Source organism: Rhodococcus phenolicus (assembly GCF_001646785.1).
In the GTDB taxonomy this organism is placed as follows: domain Bacteria; phylum Actinomycetota; class Actinomycetes; order Mycobacteriales; family Mycobacteriaceae; genus Rhodococcus; species Rhodococcus phenolicus.
In genome coordinates, this window is sequence record NZ_LRRH01000147.1 from 1 (window position 1) to 20,023 (window position 20,023).

The window sequence follows — 20,023 nt, forward strand, 5'->3', positions numbered from 1 at the left end:
CTGGTGAGAAAACCTCAGTAATGGGGATTCGGTGGTGGACGCAATCTGCTGGAGGTGTTGGAACGACCACAAATGATGCGCCCATCGACCGCAGGTGAAGTCCCGGCATGTCGGGGTCCGGCAGGCCAACCTCGATCTTTCGCGCGAATCACGTGCCGGCCCGAGCGGTTTCGGATCGGAGGCGGAGACCGTGGATCCGGTGTGCATCCACGGCCGACGACCCGACACGGTCGGGTGTCGCCGAGGTCCACGGCCCCGGAGAACGGTTTCCTTTCGTCTCGTTGAAAGCGATACGTGCAGGTCACGTGGCCGCCGGAAGCGCTGCGAGCCGGTTCAGGCCGATTACGAGGACATCGACATCTGGAGCGGCGGCGCGGCCGGACGCAGACGGACACGGCGGGCATGCCGGGCGACCCGGCCGTCGATCGATCGCAACCGCAGCCTGAGCGGGTGGTACCTGATCGAGCGGCTCGTACGTCGTCGCGGTGGCCGTCGCTGACATCGAGGTAGAGGCCGGAGGTGCCGAGATGCGGTGACGGTTACCAAACTGTTGCATTGCGATAAAGGCTCTCGGATCGTGCTTTCAGTGCCATGGCAGTCTCGTCGAAAGCACGCTTCACCCACTCGCCGCTTTCGGCCATGATCTGGTGCGCGGCCTCACCGAGGAATGCATCCGTGGAGTAGTAGCGACAACGACCCTCGTCGAGGTGCTCGATGATCTGGTCGCGTCGGGCGGCATCACGGCAGTCCGGCGTCGGTAGGAGCTCCCACGACAGCAGACGCTCAGGCACGACGGCGCAGACATACTCCGTGTACGGGAAGGTCCCGTCGCCCCCGGTGTAATCTGCCAGCGTCATCTCGACGGGCGCACCGATTTCCAGCGTTGACTTCACCGCTACGCAGAAGGGGTTCCAGAGCGGATATTTGTCGAGCTCCGTGAGGACCTCCCACACCAGGCTCGCAGGTGCCTCGATCTCGACCGTGATGGAGCGGACGAGTGTGGCCGGGTCGTAACTCGGGATCTGCAATTCGGACATTTTACCTCCAGTAGTGAGATTCTGATAATCGTGGTCACACGGTCGCTGGATCGAACCTCGGGTAGTCGAGATAGCCCTCGACCCCACCGCCGTAGTACGAGTTCGGATCGGGTTCCGTCAGGGGCCAGCCGTTCTGCATGCGCTCGACGAGGTCGGGATTGGCGATGAACGGTTGCCCGAAGGCGCTGAGGTCGATCAGGTTCTTCTCGATCAAGCCCTCCGCCAGCTCACGTGTCATGCCGCCCGCGAAGATGATCGTTCCCGGATACTCGGCTCGGAACTCGGTGAGAAACTCCGTTCCTACTGCGCGGCCGCCGGCCGAAAGCTGATCGTTGAGATGCAGGTAGGCGAGGTTGCGGCGGGACAGTTCGGACGCCAGATACAAGTAGGTGTCGGCGGTTTCGGAGTATGCAGGCATGTCGAACAGCTCGCTGAACGGTGAGAGCCTGATCCCGACGCGGGTGGACCCGATTGCCTCACTCACCCGATCGACCGCCTCGAGGAGGAAACGGGCACGATTCGGAATGGAACCACCGTAGCGATCGGTTCTCGTGTTGGCCGAAGGGTTGAGGAACTGTTCGAACAGGTAGCCGTTGGCGCCGTGTAATTCGACACCGTCGAAACCGGCGTCGTTCGCGTTGGTTGCGCCGCAGGCGAAGTCACCAACCACCCTGTCCACTTCTTCCGTGGACAACGGCCGGGGCGTGCTCACATCGACGAAACCGATGGTGCCGTCGTCGACGAAGGCGTAGGTCTTGCATTCGCGGGCGGGTGCTGAACCGGCACTGACAGGTCGCTGCCGATCAGGCTGAAGTGACGTGTGGGACAGTCGGCCGACATGCCACAGTTGGGCGAAAATTCGGCCGCCTTCGTTGTGAACGGCATCGGTCACCGTTCGCCAGCCGGCAACGTGTTCCCTGGACCAGATTCCCGGAACCAGCGCGTAGCCTTGGCCTTCGGGGGAGATGGGTGTGCCTTCGGTGACGATGAGCCCTGCGGTCGCGCGCTGGCGGTAGTATTCTGCCGTATGTGCGCCGGCAATGGTGTCGACGCTGCGAGCCCGCGTCATGGGGGCCATCACTACGCGGTTCCTCAGAACGATGTCGCCGAGCCGGTATTGGTCGAACAGCCGAGTCATTCAGTCTCCTTCTGAAAAGTTGATTCACAGACGAGTGGGGCACCGGATCTCGATCTCGATCGGCCCCGGATCGTGACGCGCCAGCGTCCGAGTGCGTAACCTTCGGCGACGTCGGCGGACTCAGAAGCCCGACATGTCGTAGGGGTACTTGTTGGTGGCTCCGCCGTCGACGACCATGACCTGCCCGGTGATGGTTCGGGCGTGGTCGCTCACCAGGAAGACGAGCGCGCTCGCCACGTCGGCGGGCATCGTCACCCGCTGAAGCGGTATCTGGGTTCGGGTGTACTCGAGCGCATCGGCGTCGAGGATCGTCGAGATCCGTGGCGTCAGAACGAATCCGGGAGCCACCGCGTTGACGCGGATGCCGGAAGGGCCCAGCTCGACGGCCGCCGAGCGGACCAACGACCCGAGTGCTGCCTTGTACGCGCCGTAGGCTGCGTGTACCGGGGAGCTGCCGATTCCGGAGACCGATGAGACGAAGGTGATGGAGCCGTCGCCGCGGATACGCGACGGAGTGCCGAAATGCCGAAGCGCGAGGACTGCGTGGCGCAGGACGATGCCCTCCTCCCAAAGCCAGTCTTCGTCGGTGATGTCGACCAGCGGACCGTATCTCGCCATGCCGATGACATCGACGACGCCGTCGAGCTCGCCCGCGCACTCGGCCAACGCGGCCATGCCGGCGTCGTCGGTGGCATCGACCTGGACGGCCGCGGCCGCCGCACCGATCTCTGCGCACACCTGGGCGGCGCGGTCCCGATCGACGTCGGCGACGATCACGGAGGCGCCGAGCTGCGCGAGTGCATGAGAAGTCTGCCGCCCCATCCCCTGTCCGCCACCGAGTACGAGGAATCGGCGTTGCGACAGGTCGAACCGGCCGCGGTAATCGACGATCCCCTCACTGTCGGAGCGGTCGACAGACGTGGCAGGGTCCTGAGGCATATGTACTCCGATCTGGGGACGCGTGCGAGCTTCGTGGCCGGATGGCTGATCCGGATGCCGATTTCGATGACGGCGCGGACAACCGACTTCGGTTGCGCCAATTTCGATTACGGAGTGGTGAAATGAAATCCGATTCCATCCGGTGCGGGCTGTCGGGGGGCGGCACAACCGGTGTCCGCAGTCCTGACGCCTGACAGGTGCGGGGCCACGAAAATTGAATGTCACACCGACTTCGAAGGCAGCGGGGACTCTCCCGCCGAATCCGTCTCATCGGGCTCGGGTTCGCCTGTCATGAGCGTGGTTGCGGGCGCAGTACTGCTGTTGCTGTTCGGCATGGTGGCAATCACCACGATGCCCAACAGTGCCGCGGTGCCGACGACGATGGAGGCGGCATAGGGGTTCCCTGTCGTCGCGGTGAGCTTTCCTGCCAGGTAAGGCCCGAGCCCGCCGCCGAGCGCCGAACCGAGACCGAATCCGATTGCAGCACCGGTGTAGCGAACCGCGGCAGGGAAGGCCGACGTGAGTGTCGCGTACACGGGTACAGCAGAGGCTCCGGCCAGACCGACGAGGAGCATGTGACCGAGCGCGGTGACGAGGAGATTCCCGCCAGTCGCCTTGATGACGTACATGATCGGGAGCATGGTCACCAGGATGGCGCCCAACCCCAGGATCATGGTGTACTTCCGGCCGCTCCGGTCGATCATGAATCCGGCGGCGAATCCGAGGACGATGGCGCAGGTCGATCCGGCGGTGGCCAGCCAAGCGGTGGTGCCGGGGGGCATGCCGACTTCCTGACGCAGGAACAGCGGCATGTACGCCGGAATCACATAGCCGATCGCGAGAACTGATGTGCTGATTGCGATCACACGGAGCAGTGTCACGGGGTACCGCTTGACGACCACACGCAACGGGGCGGACTGGACCTCGTGCTTGCCGGCGAGTTTCTGGAACTCGGGTGATTCCTCGAGCCGCGTACGCAGATACAGAACGTACAGCATGAGCGGCAGAGACATGAGGAGGGGAATGCGCCAGCCCCAGCTTGCCATCGTGTCTTCCGAGGACAGGGAGGTGGTGACAGCGACGACCAGCGGAGCAACTGCGGCACCGAACGCGAATCCCGACGGGGTCATCGCACTCAGGACGCCGTAGTTCTTGGTGGACGCGTGTTCGGTGACGAACGTGGCCGAACCCATCTGCTCTCCGCCTGCGAAGAATCCCTGCATCAGACGTGTGAGAACGAGCAGGGCGGGGGCCAGGATTCCGACGGCGGAGTGCGTCGGCAACAGCCCCATCAGGATGGTGGCACCACCCATGCCCGAGATGGTGAGGATCAGCGTGAATCGACGACCGTAGCGGTCCCCGATTCGACCGAAGGCGATGCCTCCGATCGGGCGTGCGAGGAATCCGGTGCCGAGAACCGCGAGCGAGCTCAGAATCCCGGTCGTAGGGTCGTCGCTGGGAAAGAACTTGGGGGACAGGTATGCGATCAGAAAGGTGAAAACCATGAAGTCGTAGGCTTCGACAGCGGTTCCGAAGAAGCCTGCCAGCGACGCCCTGCGAATCAGGCCGGCTGATGGCGCGTTCTCAGGTGAGCTCATTGTGATCCTGTTCGACGTGGCGTTCGTGACGACCGGGGGGAAGGTCGATTCGGCGTTCGAGCGGCCGGATCGCATCCGCGAGAGTGCGTGGTCGGGTACCGACCGGCACGCGGTGACCTCCGTCACTGTAGCCAGTGGCTATTGGAGCGTCAACAGCTGCGAGTCGGTGTCAGTGTCCTCGCGGTTTGCGCGGTGCCGGACGGCCTCGGCGGCACCCCCTGGCGCGAGCGCGGCCGTGACGGGGGCCCCGAACCGTCGCACACCGAAGTGGTGACGAACGAGAGGATCCAACACGGGCCTGAGGTGAGGCCGGAACAATGCGCTCTCCCGCAGCGGGCACCGCCCACCCGCCGAGGGTGCACGCGAATCGCTATGCCCCTGAGCATGATAATGTCTGCGCCGTATGGGAAACCTTGGCGAACTCGCTGCATCCGCCGACGACGTCTGGACCACCCCGGAGGTGGCCGAGTTTCTGGGTATCAGTCGTCAGGCGATCAACAAGCGTGTCCAGAGCAGGAAGATGCTCGGCTATCCGGGCGACGGAGTGACCGTGTTCCCGGTCTGGCAGTTCGACTTGGAGAATCATCGGGTCCGTCGGGAGGTCCCCGAGTTCCTCGCGGCTTTCGACGAGGGTATCGAACCGCACGCCATCGCCCAGTGGTCGATCACGAGAATCGACGATTCCGAGCGGACGCCGGTCGACCTGCTGCTGGGTCGCGATTCCAAGAAGGATGCGCTCCGGTTGGCCGGCGACTACGTCGTCGGCGCCGTCGAGGGGAATCCCGCGCCGGATGCCGAGTCGACTGCACGGCGCGCGGACAAGGAGATCGCAGAGTGGACACCGTCGCGGGCGGGATCGACCGGCCCGCAGCACGCCATTCTCCTCGCTGCTGCGGATCTCTTCGCGCGCAAGGGCCCGGCGAAAGTGACCTTGCGGGAGATCGCCGCCGCGGCGGATGTCTCCTACGGACTGATCTATCGGTTCTATCGAACGAAAGAGAACCTGTTGGTGGCGGTGATGGAATTGCTCGTCACCTATGGTGGCGAACGTCTATCGGGTGAGGAAGACGCTTACGCCGCGATCGAGAACTCGTTCGGCGCCGATATCGACGCGGGTCAGTTCGGCCGGATGCTGACGTGGTCGCTCTTCGAGGGCACCCGACCGGATCGTCTGCTCGGCGGAGTCCGATCACGGGGTTACCGATCGCAGATCGATACATTGTGGGACGACCCGGCCGAACCTCGAGTGCGGACCGAGTTCGATTCGCGGGTGTTGGCCTCGTTGATCGCCCTCGTGGGCGCGGTGTGGGATCTTTACGAGCCGTATCTCACCGTGCTCGGCGACTACCCGGACCGCAGTCGAGAAGATGTCCGGCAGGAAGTCGCCGACATGCTCAAGGTCCTCATCTACGCGACACGGCCGAACAGGTAGACGCCGGCGTTTCGGAGAAACAGAAAGCACGCGGTGGGCCCCGACAGGGCCCTCCGCGTGCTCATCGCCGTGGGAAGCCGATGTCAGGATGGCATCAGCAGGACTCCGCGGTCGAGCTTTCCGCTCCGGGCGTCGTCCATGAGGGATCGGAAGTCTTCCAGCTCGTAGGTCTTGGTGACGAGTTCGTCGAGGAGGAGTCGGCCGGATCGATACATGTCCAGGTACTTGGGGATGTCTGCGCCCGGTCGTGACGAGCCGTAGCGGCAGCCCAGCACGGCACGGTCCATGTAGAAGGTGCTGGCCGGGACCGATAGTTTGGCCTCGGGCCCGGCGACACCGAGCATGATCAATTGCCCGCCCCAGTCGAGCATCTCCATGGCCTGGCTCGTGATCGCCTCGCCACCGACGCAGTCGAAGACGTGATGGGCACCGCCGTCGGTGAGTTCACGGACGGCTGAGACGGTGTCGCCGGCGGTCGCTCGGACGAAGTGGGTGGCGCCGAAGAGGCGTGTCTTCGATTCCTTGTCGGGGTTGGTGTCGATGGCGATGATCGTCGTCGCGCCCGCGACTCGAGCACCTTGAATGACGTTGAGGCCGATGCCACCGGCGCCGATGACGACTACCGATTCACCGGGGTTGACGCGGGCCCGATTCAGTACCGATCCGGCGCCGGTCAGTACTGCGCAGCCGATCAGGCACGCGGTCGACAGCGGAATATCCTTCGGGATCGAGACCGCCTGTCCTGCTTGAACGACGATTCGCTCACTGAAGGTCGAGAGCGTCGCGAAGTTGTGGATGGGGGTGCCGTCGAGCTCGAACGGTGTTGCCGTCTTCCCGAACGACTCGTGGCACATCGTGGGATGTCCGGAGACGCAGGCGGCGCACTGCCCGCACGTCGCCAGCGTTGACAGCACAACGTGGTCGCCGACTGCGGGCACGGTGACGCCCGCCCCGACGGCCTCGACGATGCCCGCGCCCTCGTGCCCGAGAATCACCGGGGTCGGGAACGGGATTTTGCCGTTGATCACGCTCAGGTCGCTCTGGCACAGGCCGCTCGCGACGATGCGGACCTGGACTTCACCGGGGCCGGGGTCGCGGACGGTGACGCCGTCGACCAGCTTGCAATCGGTGCCGTCGAAGACAATTGCTTTCAACCTCTGACCTCGCTGTTCTCGGAGAATTCACCCGCATGGTGCGCGAATGCGCAGAAAAGTGCAGCGGGAAATGAAGGTGATGAGGAAAACCCGGGCCGCACTGCGGCTTTCGTCTCAACGCTGGTGATGCTAGGGGCGGACACCCCGACCGTCAAATTCCCGGAGGTCGGTGGGCGGTGTGTGCCGTGCACGTTACCGCGGCGGTGCGGGCTTCCTGCGAGGGGCGCGACCTCCGCCGGATGCTCTTCGACCCGTGAAGACGATCGAACTCGGGCGCACATGTTGACGCTGTCGTAGCCACTGGCTACAGTGATGGCAGTCACGGTGTGTTGCCGAAGTGATCTGGGGGCATGATCGCGGATGGAGCGTCACGTCGCCGCGCATCGCAGGTCGATCGATGAAAGCTCTTGTCGTAGAGCAGCTTCTGCGTAGTTGCCGAAAGTGCCGCTGTTGCAATAGTTCAGGAGGATGAAGTGTCACCTATGGCGTTATCGATGAAACCGACCGGGTGGTTCCAAGTCGGTTGGTCTGCCGACCTGGAAGCCGGCGACGTCAAGCCTCTGCGGTACTTCGGTCAAGACCTGGTCGCCTACCGCACTCAGGGCGGTCGTTTCGTGGTTCTGAACGCATACTGCGAGCACCTCGGTGCCCATCTGGGGCATGGCGGTTCAGTGGCCGGTGACGACATCACCTGCCCGTTCCACGGCTGGCAGTGGAGCCCGGAAGGCCGCAACACCTGCATTCCGTATCAGAAGGCGACGAACCGCGTACGCAAGATCGGTACCTGGCCCACCGCCGAGCGCGACGGAATCATGTACATCTGGCACGACGTCGACGGCGGAGATCCGCTCTACGAGGTGCCGAGCATATTCGACATGTTCCCGGGGTCCGGTTCGGCGAACGACTACCACGACCTGGGGGAGAGCGGTCGTCTCGAGACTGCCGAACTGCCGATCCATCCGCAGTACGCCGCCGAGAACGGTGTCGACTTCGCGCACTTCAAGTACGTCCACCGCGCCGACGAGGTCCCGACCGTCGTCAGCCGCGAATTCGGCGAGTACGACTTCAAGACCGAGCTGGCTCTGAATTTCAAGCGTCGCAGCGTCGATGGTGGGGTCGAGAACATCACGGGCCGCACGAGGGCGTTGCTGCTCGGTCTGGGACTGGGCTTCTCCCACGCCGACGGCGTCGGGTCCATCTGCTCACTGACAGCGGTGACCCCCGTCGACGACGAGCGCTCGATCCTGCGGTTCTCCACGTGGGCGAGCAAGGAGGACGGCGAGGACGAATCTCGAGTGGCGAAGCGGCAGCGCAACGCGATCGGACAGGTCAAGGCCGACATCGCAATCTGGGAACACCAGCGCTACACCGAGCCGCCCGGCCTGGCGACCGCCGAAGCCGCAGGCTTCCGCGAGATCCGGAAGTGGGCTCGTCGCTTCTACCCCGAGGGGACCCTCGGCCACGGCGCCGCCGAACAGACCGCAGGCACCGACGAATTACAGGCGGAATACACGTAATGAGAATTGCACTGTCGCAACAGCATGAGGCCTGGCGGGCCGAGATCCGCGAGTTCCTCGACGCCGAACTGCCGGAGGAGAACGCTTTCAATCCGGAATTCGACGACGCCCCGGACCAGTGGGCGATCGCCGTCGAGTTCAGCAAGAAGGTCGCCGCCAAGGGGTGGATCGGACTGACCTGGCCGAAGGAGTACGGCGGCAAGGGATTGGCGCCGATCGCGAACCAGATCCTGCTCGAGGAGCTGTACGCGGCCGACGCGCCGATGATCAACTCGGTCGGAATCTTCCTCGCCGCGGGCACCATCCTGGTGGGTGGCACCGAGGAGCAGAAGAAGCGACTGCTTCCGGACATCGCGAACATGCGGACCCTGTGGGCCGAAGGTCTCACCGAACCGGAGGCAGGTTCCGACCTCGGCTCCCTGCGGACGAAGGCCGTCAGGGACGGCGACGAATGGGTCATCACCGGAGAGAAGGCCTTCACGTCGTGGGGCCCGATGTCCGACGTCCTGTACGTGGCCGCCCGCACGGCGACCGACAACGCCGCGCGTGATGCGATCAGCATCTTCGTGGTCGATCTGCGCAGTCCAGGTGTCACTCTCCACCCGATGCGCAACTACGGCGGTGGCGTGCAGTCGAGCACATACCTGGACAAGGTGCGTGTGCCGGCGGACGCGCTGATCGGCGAGGAGGGCAAGGGCTGGCAGTACATCATGCGCGCCTTCTACGCCTCGGGAACCGTCGAGCCGATCTATGCGATGCAGGAGAGCCGGCTGCGGGCCCTGATCACCCACTGCAAGGCGATTCCCGGCAAGCTGGACGATCCGCATGTGCAGGCGGATCTCGCGAAGCTTGCCGAGATGATCCAGACACAGCGACTTCTCGCCTACGAGATCATCGGCGACAACGCCGCAGGCAGGCAGACGCCGTGGGCCGGTGGGGCGCAGCAGGTCGTCGCCAAGGAGTACGAGCCGCTCTTCGCCCAGATCTTCGACCGTGTCCTCGGACCGACGAGCCAGCTGCGCGGCGAGTCGGCCGACGCGCCGATCAACGGCAAGCCCGAGGCGTGGTACCGGCAGTCGTTCGCCAACCACGCCGGAGGAACGTCCCAGCTCAAGCGGATGGTGCTTGCGACCCGTGGCCTCGGCCTGCCGCGATAGGAGAGATCATGGAACTGACATGGGGCGAGGACTTCGCAGCCCTCACCGATGTAAGCAAGTCGGTCTTCGCGCGCTACTCGCCGCTGGAGGACCGTTCGAACACCGTCGCGTTCGCCGATCAGGTGAGCCAGTTCGCCGAACTGGGCTGGTTGCAGCTCGGCGACGCGAACGGAACGAACGAGGACGGTGCCGCTCTCGGAACGATCGCGGCGGTCTTCGTCGAGATGGGACGGGCGCTGGCCGAGACGCCGCTGCTGGACCTCACCGTCGCGCGTGACGCCGCGACCCTGGCCGGCACTCCGGCCGCCACGGAACTGGCGACCCGCATCGGTGACGGCGACGCCGTCGTCGTCCCGGCCTTCCTCACCGGGAACTGGGGCTCGGCGGTCACCGTCGACAGAGGAACGGCGAGCGGTCGAGTGCTGGGAGTCGGTTACGCGGACCGGGCCGAGAGCTTCCTGGTGCACGCCGTCGAAGCGGGCGAGAGCCTTCTTCTGCACGTCGACGCGGCCGACGCGAAGGTCGAGCCGATGCCGAACGTCGGCGGATACCCGATGTTCGGCATGACGCTGCCCGGCGTCACCGTCGTCGATGAGCGGATCCTCGCGCGCGGCGCCGACGCAGACCGGGCGATCGACCGTGCGTCCCAGCGCGGCGCCGTGCTGCGGGCCGCGCAGGTGTACGGCGCCGGTATGCGCCTGCTCGACATGACCGTGCAGTACGCCAAGCAGCGCCATCAGTTCGGCGGCGCGATCGGACGCTTCCAGGCGGTCCAGTACCTGTGCACCGACATCGCCGTGAACGCACACGTCACCTCGGCGCACACCCGAGCTGCGGCAGCCGCGCTGGACGCGGGTGACGACGGCCGGCCGTACGTCGATCTGATGCGTAATCAGGCAGCGCTCACTGCCCGCGAGATGGTCCATTGCGCGCACGAGGTCCACGCAGGCATCGGTTACATGGTCGAGTCCGACGTCCACCTGTTCACCAATGCCGCCAAGCGCTGGCAGTACGACTTCGGCGACGCCGCCGAGAACAATCGCTCGATCGTTTCGGCGATCACCCGAATCTACGAGGGAGCGTGACCATGCCGCTGATCGACTACAGAGTCGAGGACGCAGTCGGTGTCATCACTCTGAACCGTCCGGAGAAGCACAACGCCCAGAACGAGCCGATGCTCGAAGAACTCGACGCTGCGTGGCGTGCTGCGGCGACCGCTGATGCGGTCAAGGTCATCGTCGTGCGAGCCAACGGCGACAACTTCTCCGCCGGACACGATCTGAAGTCGACGACCTCCGGCTACGAACCGTCGGAAGTCAAGAGCCAGTTGGAGAATGCGTACGGATGGGAGACCGAGTACTACCTCGGCTTCTCGCGCCGGTGGCGCGACGTGCCCAAGCCGTCCATCGCGTCGGTCAAGGGAGCGTGCATCGCGGGCGCGCTGAACGTCATCTGGCCGTGCGACCTCATTGTCGCCGCCGACAACACGTTCTTCAGCGATCCGGTCGCCAAGTACGGGATCGGCGGGGTCGAATACCACGCGCACACGTGGGAACTCGGCGCCCGCCGGGCGAAGGAGATGCTCTTCACCGCGCGCAGCGTCTCGGCGGAGGAGGCGTTCGCGGCCGGCATGGTCAACCGCGTCGTGCCGGTCGACGAACTCGACGCCCGGACAATGGATCTCGCCCGCGAGATCGCGCAGATGGACGCCTGGGCCTTGCGCCAGGGCAAGCGCGCCGTCAACCAGACGCTGGACATCATGGGTCAGCAGGCGGCACTCCAGTCGGCATTCGACATGCACTGGCTCGGCCACGCGAATTCCATGCTGACCACCGGCTACCCGCTGCTCACCGCGGATCCGTTGCCGGCGGAAGCGAAGAAGGACCGTACGTGAACGCGACCGATCGGATCAGCGACGCCACGTCGATCTGGTCCCTGCTCACCCGCCGCGTCGAGGCGACCCCCGACGCTGTCGCACTGATCGACGAGAACGATCGAAGCGAGACGTTCGCCGGTGTGCTCGCAGCCGCCGAGCGCACCGCGGCCGGTCTGCTCGCCGAGGGCATCGAGCTGGGTGCCGTCGTCAGCTGGCAGCTCCCCACCAGCATCGACGCCGTCGTTCTGAGCCTGGCCCTGTCGAGGATCGGCGCCGTGCAGAACCCCATCATTCCGCTCTACCGCGGGCGTGAGGTCACGGCCATGGTCGAGCAGTGCGCGTCGCAGTGGCTCATCACCGTCGGTGAGTTCCGCGGATACGATCACGGCCGCATGGCGGGGGAAGTCCGCGCCGCGGTGTCCGCGCCGCTGCAGGTCCTGGTGCTCGCCGACAGGCTGCCCGAGGGCGATCCGGCCGCACTGGCGCCGGTCGAGTCCGGTGCGGACGAGATCCGTTGGATCTACACGACGTCCGGGACCACCTCGGCCCCGAAGGGTGTCTGCCACACCGACAGCACGCTCGTCGCAGGCGGGCTCGGGATCGCCGACGCCCTCGGGGTGACGCGCGCCGACACCGGAACGATCCTTTTCCCGTACGCGCACATCGGCGGACCCGACATGCTGATCGCCTCGCTGTCGAGCGGCATGGCGTTGGTCCTGATGGCGGTCTATGAACCGGTGGCGGCGGTCCGGCTGATGCGCCGGCACGGCGTCACACTCACCGGCGGATCGACCCCGCACTACTCGCTTCTGCTCCAGCAGCAACGGAAGACGCCGGGCGTTCCGGTGGTCCCGACCCTGCGGATGCTCACGGGCGGCGGCGCGCCGATGCCGGAGAAACTGTTCCACGAGGTCTCCACTGAGATCGGCGTACCGATCCTGCACGGGTACGGGATGACGGAGTCGCCGATGATCGCGTCGGCCCGCCCGTCCGACACCGTCGACCAGCTCGCGACGACGTCCGGACGTCCGGTCCTGAACTGCGAGATTCAGATCCGGTCCGAGTCCGACGAGGCGCTGCCCGTCGGCAGCACCGGCCGAGTGTGGTTGCGCGGCCCGATTCTGTTCAAGCACTACATCTCCGACGGCGCGATCGTCCGTCCCTTCGACGCCGACGGCTGGTACTTCACCGGAGACATCGGCAAACTCGGGCCTGAGGGGCACCTCACGCTCGTCGGCCGCGAGAAGGACCTCATCATCCGCAAGGGTGAATCGATCAGCCCGTCCGAGATCGAAGACGTTCTGGTCGAGCACCCCGCGGTCGCGGACGTCGCCGTGATCGGGCTCCCGGACGAAGTCCGCGGGGAACGGATCTGCGCGGTGGTGCAGCTGACCGACCCGGGACAGCGCGTCGAACTCGACGAACTGAGGGACCACTGCCGGGTGTCGGGCATCTCGCCCGCGAAATTCCCCGAGCAGCTCGAGTTCGTCACGGAACTGCCGAAGACCCCCACTATGAAAATCCGCAAACAGAGCCTGCGTGAGCGCATTCTCGACCACCAGGTCGCCGCACACACCGGTGCCTGACGTCCGTCTGCCCGCAGTCGCAGGCAGCGTAGACGATCCTTCCCAGAACTCAGCAGCGACGCCCGTGCGTTCATGCCCAGGGCATGTACAGGAGTGAGAATGAAGCCCCAAATGCCAGACCGTAAGTTCGTGGAGCGCGCGGTCGCCGACGCCGATGTGAACGTCCTGCGAATGGCTCTGTTCCAGGCGACCCGCGATCCCGATATCGCCGCAGTGCACGCCGAGCGTGTCGCGGGCATGGTGGCGGACACCGTGGTGTTCTCCGACGACGACACCGATCTGATCAGGTCGAAGGCCGTCGAGTACCTGATGTCCGGCGATCTCGCCGATGAGGGCCGGGTGCCGTCGAACGACGAGATCACCGATCTCATCCGCATGGCGGAGGCCCGTCATCTGGCGTCCGACGATCTGTTCATGCGCCGCCGGATCCTGTCCTTCCCCGCGTGGCCCTTCCAGCGGGAGTGGACGGGCACGAAGTGTGTCCCCGAGGGCTACTCGGTCGCGATCGTCGGGGCCGGGTTCTCCGGGATCGCCATGGGAGTCCAGCTTGCCCGGCTCGGCATTCCGTTCACGATCTACGAGCGGCGCTCGGAGATCGGGGGAGTGTGGAGCATCAACACCTATCCCGACGTCCGTGTCGACACGCTCAGTGCGTCGTACGAGTACTCCTTCGAGAAGAAGTACCCGTGGACGGAGTACTTCGCGAGCCAGTCCGAGGTACGCACCTACCTCGACCACGTCGCACGCAAGCACGGCGTGTACGAGCACATCGTCTTCGACGCGGATGTGACGTCCGCGCGGTTCGACGACGTCGCGAAGACATGGACGCTGACGGTGGCGGTGGCCGAGCAGCCGCCGACCACTGTCGTGACGAACGTCGTCGTGGCAGCGAGTGGTCTGTTCGCGACACCGCGCGAACTGCCCGCCCCGGGCGCCGCGGAATTCTCCGGTCGGATCGTGCACACCACGGAGTGGAACGACTCGATCGACTACGCCGGGAAGAAAGTCGCGATCATCGGCAACGGCTCGACCGGTGTCCAGTTGCTGTCCAAGATCGCGAGTGGGGCAGCGTCGGTAGCGGTCTATCAGCGTACCCCGCAGTGGATTTCGCCGCGGGCGAGATACGGCGAAGCGATCTCGGACGAGTTGCAGTGGCTCTTTCAGACGATGCCGTTCTACTGGAACTGGAACAAGTACATCGCCGGATTCGCATCGAACGACCTTCGCGAGCTGCTCATCGCGGACGAGCAGTGGATCGCCGATGGCGGCGTCGTGAACAAGCGTAACGACGCGATGCGGGAGATGCTGGTCGAGTACATCCGTGACCAGGTGAAGGGCCGTGAGGACCTGATCGAGAAGCTGGTCCCGGACTACCCCCCGATGACTCGGCGCCCCGTGGTCGACAACCAGTGGTACGCGTCGCTCACCAGAGACAACGTCGAGTTGGTGACGACCCCGATCGAGCGCCTCACCGAAGGTGGGGTGCAGACCTCCGACGGCACCGTCCGCGACGCCGACCTGATCATCGCGGCTGTCGGTTTCCAGACCGAGAAGTTCCTGTGGCCGACCGAGTACGTCGGTGCGAACGGGGTGAGTCTGGAAGAGGTGTGGAAGGTCCAGGGTGCACAGGCTCATCTCGGGATGACCGTGCCGGGCTTCCCGAACCTGTTCATGCTCTACGGCCCCAATTCCCAACCGGTCGCGAGTGGCGCGGGACTGCCGATCTGGCTGGAGACCTGGTGCGGTTATATCGCCGAGGGGATCCAGGAGATGCTCGAAAACGGATACGCGTCGATGGAGATCCGGCGGGAGGCGTTCGACCACTACAACGAACAGCTGCACAAGGAGGCCTGCCGGCTGATCTACCTGTCGGAGACGAGCGCGACGAGAAAGAACTACTACGTCAACAAGTGGGGTCGTCTGCAGGTCAGCGCTCCGTGGGACGGCGAAGAGTACTTCGCGATGTGCGTGCGTCTTCGCCTGAGCGATTTCGATTTCGCGAGCGCGGAGTAGGAACGTCGTGCAGCCTACGGAGACCGCCGGCCGCGAGTCGTCGGGCCGAGGGCATCTGCTCGAGGTGATGGCGGTGATCGACGAGACGCCGGACGCCCGGTCGATCGTCCTTCGACCGGCCGAGGCAGACCGGCCGACGTTCGCGTACCGGCCCGGACAGTTTCTGACCGTTCGGATCCCGAGTGACCTGACCGGTCACGTCGCACGGTCGTATTCGCTCTCGAGCACGCCGTCGCTCGACGAGGACCTGAAGATCACCGTGAAGCGGGTCTCGTCCGGGTACGGATCGAACTGGTTGTGCAACAACGTGGAGGCCGGCGCGTCGATGACCGTCCTGCCTCCCGCCGGCCGATTCACACTGTCGGGTTACGAGGACGACCTGCTGCTCTTCGCGGCGGGCAGCGGGATCACCCCGGTCATATCGATCCTGAAAGCCGCACTGGTGCAAGGCGTTCGATCGGTCACGCTGTTCTACGCGAACCGCGATGCGGAGTCGGTGATCTTTGCCCGAGAGCTCGACGAACTGCTGGCCGAGCACCCGGAACGGTTCACACTCGTCCACTGGTTCGACAGTGTGGACGGCATCCCGACCGCGCAGCGGCTTGCAGGCCTGGTCGCCGCCGACCCGTCGCGCGAGGTGTTCGTGTGCGGCCCGGGCCCGTTCATGGACGCCGTGAGCGCTGCGGCCGAATCGGCCGGAGTGCCGCGTGAGCGGTTCCACCGTGAGGTGTTCTCCTCGATCACCGGCGATCCGTTCGCCCCGGCGCCCGCCGCGGACCGGGCATCGACCGCAGAGACGGTCGACACGACCGTGCTTCTCAACGGTGCAGTTCACCGGTTCGCCTGGCCGGCCGACACGACGCTGGTGGACGCGTTGCTGGCGGAGAGCGTGGACGTGCCGTACTCGTGCCGTTCGGGTGAATGCGGTTCGTGTGTCTGCCGAGTCGTCGGCGGCAGCGTCAGCGGCGTGGGCGGTGACGTCCTCGGGCCCGACGACGTCGCGGCCGGCTACGTGCTGGGATGCCGGTCCCGGCCGGACGAAGGCCCGATTGACATCGAGTTCTGACCGCAGTACTCGGTCCGATTCGTCGTGCGACCGTCGCACGCGCTGAAGGAGGTTTGCCGTACATGGGTAATCGTATGCAGGACAAGATCGTCATCGTCACCGGCGCAGCATCGGGGCTGGGTAAGGCCACCGTCGAGCTGATGGTCGCGGAAGGCGCCACCGTCATCGCCGCCGACGTCAACGCCGAGGCCGGAGCCGCAGCGGCCGCTGCGGTGGGTGCGGAGTTCGTGCAGACCGACGTCGCGGACTCGGCTGCGGTGGACAGCCTGGTCGGCGGCGTTGTCGAGCGCTACGGTCGGCTCGACGTGATGGTCAACAACGCGGGGGTGTTCGGTGGCAGCCCGCTGATCGACGCTCCCAACGAGGAAGTCGACCGCATGGTGGGTGTGAACATTCTCGGAGCCTTCTACGGCACCCGGGCAGCCGGTCGAGTGATGGCGGCGCAGGGTTCGGGCGCCATCGTGAATACCGCCTCGAACGGCGGCTCGCTGCCGACCGAGGGTATGGCGTTCTACAGCGGCTCCAAGGCCGCCGTGATCGGGATGTCGAAGGCGTGCGCGATCGAGCTGGCGCCCAAAGGCGTTCGCGTCAACACGCTCTCGCCGGGCACCATGCTGTCCGGGATGGTTCCGCCGGATCCCGAGTTCATCGAGACGCTTCACGGGATCCAGCCGATCGGCTATGCCGCAGACCCGGCGCAGATGGCGACCGGCATCCTGTACCTCGCGTCCGACGAGGCCAACTACGTGACCGGTCACGACCTGATCGTGGACGGCGGCGCCACGGCCGGCCGGCCCGCGATCAAGGGCGCGAAGTAGACACAATCCGCCGACACGAAGAGAGGGACCGGCACCACGGCATGAAGTTCACCCTGGAATATCCGAGTGACGTCCCCGACGCACATCCGAGCTTGGCCACGGGAGCGGCGCTCGCGCAGATCAGCCGTCGCGCGGAGACGAGCGGGTTCGAGGCAGTATGCCTCGCAGACCATCCCGCACCGTCAGCGAAGTGGTACCGCAACGGTGGTCACGACACTTTCGAACCTGTCGTGGCGCTCGCGTTCGCCGCTGCCGCGACGACGTCCTTGAAGCTCATGACGAACCTGCTCGTCCTTCCCTTCCGGAACCCGTACCTGGCGGCGAAGGAACTCACCACTCTCGACGCACTTTCGGGTGGCCGGCTCATCGCGGGAGTCGGCGCGGGCTATCTACGGTCGGAATTCGCGGCCTTGGGTGTCGACTTCGATCGCCGCGCCGAGCTGTTCGACGAGTCCATCGACGCACTGTGCCGAATCTGGACTGATCCGTCGGACCCGGTCGTAGGCGTCGACTTCGGCGGCACGAGTGAGATGCGGTTGCGCGAACCGGTTCAGCGCCCTCATCCGCCGGTATGGATCGGCGGGAACAGTGCGGCGGCGCGGCGGCGGGTCGCGCGGTTCGGTAGCGGATGGTGTCCGGTCATCGCCGACCCTGGTGTGTCCGACGCGATCCGGACTCCGGCGATCGACGGCGTCGACGCGTTCCGAGCCGCGGTCGACGATCTCGGCGACCAGCTCGAGCGACTGGGCAGAAGCTTGTCGGAGATCGAGATTCAGGTCGAGGCACCCTCCGTCGACCTCGACGACGCCGCATCGGTGGCGCGGTGGCATCACGACGTCGACCGGCTCCGAGAGGCCGGCGCCACGTCACTGTGCGTGCACGCGGACGCCGGATCGTCGGCGGCCGCCGAGGATTTCGTCGACGGATACCGTCAACTCATAGCCCGGACGCGCGACTGATATTCCGAAGGGTCGGGCCTGACGAAGGATTCCACCCTCGACCTCGCCGCACCGGGATCACCGTCGAATGAAAGAGGAGTGAAGTATGCGCGCCTTCCGGATAATGGCACCGCTGACTGCACCGATATGGGACGAGGTTCCCGAGCCGACACCGGGGCCGGGGGAGGTGGTGCTTCGGGTGTCCGCCGTCGGACTGTGCCGTTCCGATCTCGACATGCAGGAGATGGCTGCGGCCACAGTCGAACCGGCAGGGTGGAAGTTCCCGTTCACCCTCGGCCACGAGATCGCCGGAGAGGTCGCCGTACTGGGTGAGGGTGTTGATCATCTGAGCGTGGGCGAGCCCGTCGTGGTCTTGCCGGCGAGCAGTTGCGGACAGTGCTGGTACTGCCTGCGCGGCGCCCCCAACAACTGCAGCAATGCCGGCTCCGGCCGCGGGTTCGGCGAAGACGGCGGACTGGCCGACTTCGTGCTGGTGAAGAATGCGCGCGACATCGTCCCGCTCGGCGGGCTCGACCCGATCCACGCCGCTCCGCTCGGCGATGCGGGCTCCACCGCCTACCACGGAGTCGACCGCATCCGGGGATCGCTGACGCCGGAGTCGACCGTCGTGGTGTTCGGTGCGGGTGGATTGGGATCCTTCGCCATCCAGTTTCTGCGCGCGGTGAGTCCCGCCTTCGTGGTCTCGGTGGACATGTCGACGGAGAAGCTGGCCTTGGCACGAGAACTCGGCGCACACGAGACATTCGTGGGCGTGAACGACTCGACTCTCGATCGGATCCTCGGCCTGACCGACGGCCGAGGAGCCGACGCGCTCCTGGACTTCGTCGGGATCGACCAGACGATCGCCGCCGGCATCGCCGCCGTGCGGCCGGGCGGCAAGTACGGCTTGGTCGGTGCCGGCGGTGGGCGTCTCGCGACGCCGGGTGAGTGGTTCCACCTATTGCCCCGTGACGGCGAGGTTTTCACCTATCAGGGATCGACAGTGAGCAATCTCGAATCGGTGATGGCGCTGGCTCGGCGTGGAATGATCCAGAGCCCGGTCGAGGTATTCTCGCCCGACGAGATCGAGACGGCCTACGGCAAGCTTCGTGACGGCTCACTGCGCGGCCGTGCCGTGATCGATTTCGTTCGTTCCTGAACCGGCGGCCGAGCGTATCTGTCCAGCAGACCGATGGCGACCACCAGGTAGCACACGGAGCGCGCAACGATGAAGACGCGCTCGAGCCCGGGGACACGCCGCCGAACGCGCACCCCGACCACGGTGATTCTCGCCAGGTGCCGCCGTTGAAATCCATTGCCCACAACATATCTGGATTCTGGTTGGAGTGGTGTTACACCGACTCGTCAGCACGAACAGCCTGCGGGTGCGCGAGGGCGGTCCGCTCCGTGCCTGCGCGATCTCCAGCGTCGATTCCTCGTCCCGTGCGTTTCGGCGGCAGTCGGTTTCGGCCGTTGTAGTAGGTGCGCAGTGAGACCTTGCAACCCTCGGTGTGGGCCTTGCAGATCGAGTCGACTCCACATGATGATCGATGCGCACTTTACAATCCCGTTGGCCCACTCGAGTTCCCGGTCAACCGGCTCTGCCTTGTGTAAACCGACCGAAGCAACGAATTCGATTGTGTGATCGCCGGCGGGATGAACTCGTCACCCCACAACTCTCGGGAGGCGGGAGCGATCGCTCCAGGCGACCTGTCCGATGCGATCAGGCCGTCGACCGACGGCGACCCACAGCC

Annotated in this window: 16 protein-coding genes and 1 pseudogene; 11 read left to right on the forward strand and 6 right to left on the reverse strand. The window is 65.4% G+C overall.

The genetic code is table 11. From position 1 onward, the window contains the following. Window positions 1-301: 301 nt before the first annotated feature. The 5 genes and pseudogenes from A8G15_RS30895 to A8G15_RS27825 all read right to left on the reverse strand — a co-directional run. Window positions 302-459: pseudogene (locus A8G15_RS30895) on the reverse strand (IS1380 family transposase); the annotation flags it as partial. Between the two features lie 80 nt (window positions 460-539). Then, window positions 540-1,037: an SRPBCC domain-containing protein gene (locus tag A8G15_RS27810; protein WP_068166390.1), complete on the reverse strand. Its 498-nt coding sequence runs from the start codon at window positions 1,035-1,037 to the stop codon at window positions 540-542. A gap of 34 nt (window positions 1,038-1,071) precedes the next feature. Then, the gene (locus tag A8G15_RS27815; RefSeq protein ID WP_068166391.1) at window positions 1,072-2,175 is read right to left on the reverse strand and encodes an alkene reductase; all 1,104 of its coding nucleotides are present in this window, start codon (window positions 2,173-2,175) and stop codon (window positions 1,072-1,074) included. Window positions 2,176-2,295: 120 nt separating this feature from the next. Next, entirely contained in the window at window positions 2,296-3,114 is an 819-nt protein-coding gene (locus A8G15_RS27820; protein ID WP_068166392.1) for an SDR family NAD(P)-dependent oxidoreductase, read from the reverse strand. 221 nt (window positions 3,115-3,335) lie between these two features. Next, entirely contained in the window at window positions 3,336-4,712 is a 1,377-nt protein-coding gene (locus A8G15_RS27825; RefSeq protein ID WP_211270256.1) for an MFS transporter, read from the reverse strand. 403 nt (window positions 4,713-5,115) lie between these two features. Here A8G15_RS27825 and A8G15_RS27830 point away from each other — a divergent pair, with 403 nt between their 5' ends. Continuing rightward, window positions 5,116-6,144, forward strand: coding sequence for a TetR/AcrR family transcriptional regulator (locus A8G15_RS27830; protein ID WP_068166396.1), 1,029 nt, complete (start codon window positions 5,116-5,118; stop codon window positions 6,142-6,144). A gap of 83 nt (window positions 6,145-6,227) precedes the next feature. Here A8G15_RS27830 and A8G15_RS27835 read toward each other — a convergent pair whose 3' ends face one another. Then, window positions 6,228-7,298 carry a Zn-dependent alcohol dehydrogenase gene (locus A8G15_RS27835; RefSeq protein ID WP_068166398.1) on the reverse strand — a complete coding sequence of 357 codons (1,071 nt, stop codon included), beginning with the start codon at window positions 7,296-7,298 and terminating at the stop codon, window positions 6,228-6,230. A gap of 494 nt (window positions 7,299-7,792) precedes the next feature. On the opposite strand from A8G15_RS27835, the gene A8G15_RS27840 reads away from it, so the two are divergent. The 10 genes from A8G15_RS27840 to A8G15_RS27885 all read left to right on the forward strand — a co-directional run bounded on the left by A8G15_RS27840 (window position 7,793) and on the right by A8G15_RS27885 (window position 19,428). Then, window positions 7,793-8,815, forward strand: coding sequence for a Rieske 2Fe-2S domain-containing protein (locus A8G15_RS27840; protein ID WP_245688036.1), 1,023 nt, complete (start codon window positions 7,793-7,795; stop codon window positions 8,813-8,815). Next, window positions 8,815-9,972 carry an acyl-CoA dehydrogenase family protein gene (locus A8G15_RS27845; protein ID WP_068166401.1) on the forward strand — a complete coding sequence of 386 codons (1,158 nt, stop codon included), beginning with the start codon at window positions 8,815-8,817 and terminating at the stop codon, window positions 9,970-9,972. Before A8G15_RS27840 ends, A8G15_RS27845 begins: the two co-directional genes overlap by 1 nt. 8 nt (window positions 9,973-9,980) lie before the next feature. After that, on the forward strand, window positions 9,981-11,057 hold the full coding sequence (locus tag A8G15_RS27850; protein WP_068166402.1) for an acyl-CoA dehydrogenase family protein: 1,077 nt from the start codon (window positions 9,981-9,983) through the stop codon (window positions 11,055-11,057). 2 nt (window positions 11,058-11,059) lie between these two features. Further along, complete coding sequence (locus A8G15_RS27855; RefSeq protein WP_068166430.1) at window positions 11,060-11,866, forward strand: enoyl-CoA hydratase; 807 nt, start codon at window positions 11,060-11,062, stop codon at window positions 11,864-11,866. Beyond that, window positions 11,863-13,434 (forward strand): class I adenylate-forming enzyme family protein, encoded by a 1,572-nt coding sequence (locus A8G15_RS27860; protein ID WP_068166404.1) that lies wholly within the window; start codon window positions 11,863-11,865, stop codon window positions 13,432-13,434. The genes A8G15_RS27855 and A8G15_RS27860 overlap by 4 nt, the downstream gene beginning before the upstream one ends. Window positions 13,435-13,545: 111 nt before the next feature. Further along, window positions 13,546-15,447: a flavin-containing monooxygenase gene (locus A8G15_RS27865; protein ID WP_169833954.1), complete on the forward strand. Its 1,902-nt coding sequence runs from the start codon at window positions 13,546-13,548 to the stop codon at window positions 15,445-15,447. A 67-nt stretch (window positions 15,448-15,514) separates the two neighbouring features. Further along, on the forward strand, window positions 15,515-16,513 hold the full coding sequence (locus tag A8G15_RS27870) for a ferredoxin--NADP reductase (protein ID WP_068166431.1): 999 nt from the start codon (window positions 15,515-15,517) through the stop codon (window positions 16,511-16,513). A gap of 62 nt (window positions 16,514-16,575) precedes the next feature. After that, window positions 16,576-17,331, forward strand: a complete 756-nt coding sequence (locus A8G15_RS27875) for an SDR family NAD(P)-dependent oxidoreductase (RefSeq protein WP_068166408.1) — start codon at window positions 16,576-16,578, stop codon at window positions 17,329-17,331. A gap of 41 nt (window positions 17,332-17,372) precedes the next feature. Continuing rightward, complete coding sequence (locus A8G15_RS27880) at window positions 17,373-18,290, forward strand: TIGR03619 family F420-dependent LLM class oxidoreductase (protein ID WP_068166410.1); 918 nt, start codon at window positions 17,373-17,375, stop codon at window positions 18,288-18,290. Between the two features lie 85 nt (window positions 18,291-18,375). Then, the gene (locus A8G15_RS27885) at window positions 18,376-19,428 is read left to right on the forward strand and encodes an alcohol dehydrogenase catalytic domain-containing protein (protein ID WP_068166411.1); all 1,053 of its coding nucleotides are present in this window, start codon (window positions 18,376-18,378) and stop codon (window positions 19,426-19,428) included. Window positions 19,429-20,023 lie beyond the last annotated feature (595 nt).

What these genes read in the sequence shown, in the direction of transcription:
- A8G15_RS27885 (WP_068166411.1), top strand. Translation starts at nt 18,376, where the DNA reads ATGCGCGCCTTCCGGATAATGGCACCGCTGACTGCACCGATATGGGAC.
- A8G15_RS27870 (WP_068166431.1), top strand. Translation starts at nt 15,515, where the DNA reads ATGGCGGTGATCGACGAGACGCCGGACGCCCGGTCGATCGTCCTTCGA.
- A8G15_RS27815 (WP_068166391.1), bottom strand. Translation starts at nt 2,175, where the DNA reads ATGACTCGGCTGTTCGACCAATACCGGCTCGGCGACATCGTTCTGAGG.
- A8G15_RS27865 (WP_169833954.1), top strand. Translation starts at nt 13,546, where the DNA reads ATGCCAGACCGTAAGTTCGTGGAGCGCGCGGTCGCCGACGCCGATGTG.
- A8G15_RS27875 (WP_068166408.1), top strand. Translation starts at nt 16,576, where the DNA reads ATGGGTAATCGTATGCAGGACAAGATCGTCATCGTCACCGGCGCAGCA.
- A8G15_RS27850 (WP_068166402.1), top strand. Translation starts at nt 9,981, where the DNA reads ATGGAACTGACATGGGGCGAGGACTTCGCAGCCCTCACCGATGTAAGC.
- A8G15_RS27880 (WP_068166410.1), top strand. Translation starts at nt 17,373, where the DNA reads ATGAAGTTCACCCTGGAATATCCGAGTGACGTCCCCGACGCACATCCG.
- A8G15_RS27820 (WP_068166392.1), bottom strand. Translation starts at nt 3,114, where the DNA reads ATGCCTCAGGACCCTGCCACGTCTGTCGACCGCTCCGACAGTGAGGGG.
- A8G15_RS27840 (WP_245688036.1), top strand. Translation starts at nt 7,793, where the DNA reads ATGAAACCGACCGGGTGGTTCCAAGTCGGTTGGTCTGCCGACCTGGAA.
- A8G15_RS27830 (WP_068166396.1), top strand. Translation starts at nt 5,116, where the DNA reads ATGGGAAACCTTGGCGAACTCGCTGCATCCGCCGACGACGTCTGGACC.
- A8G15_RS27845 (WP_068166401.1), top strand. Translation starts at nt 8,815, where the DNA reads ATGAGAATTGCACTGTCGCAACAGCATGAGGCCTGGCGGGCCGAGATC.
- A8G15_RS27810 (WP_068166390.1), bottom strand. Translation starts at nt 1,037, where the DNA reads ATGTCCGAATTGCAGATCCCGAGTTACGACCCGGCCACACTCGTCCGC.
- A8G15_RS27855 (WP_068166430.1), top strand. Translation starts at nt 11,060, where the DNA reads ATGCCGCTGATCGACTACAGAGTCGAGGACGCAGTCGGTGTCATCACT.
- A8G15_RS27825 (WP_211270256.1), bottom strand. Translation starts at nt 4,712, where the DNA reads ATGAGCTCACCTGAGAACGCGCCATCAGCCGGCCTGATTCGCAGGGCG.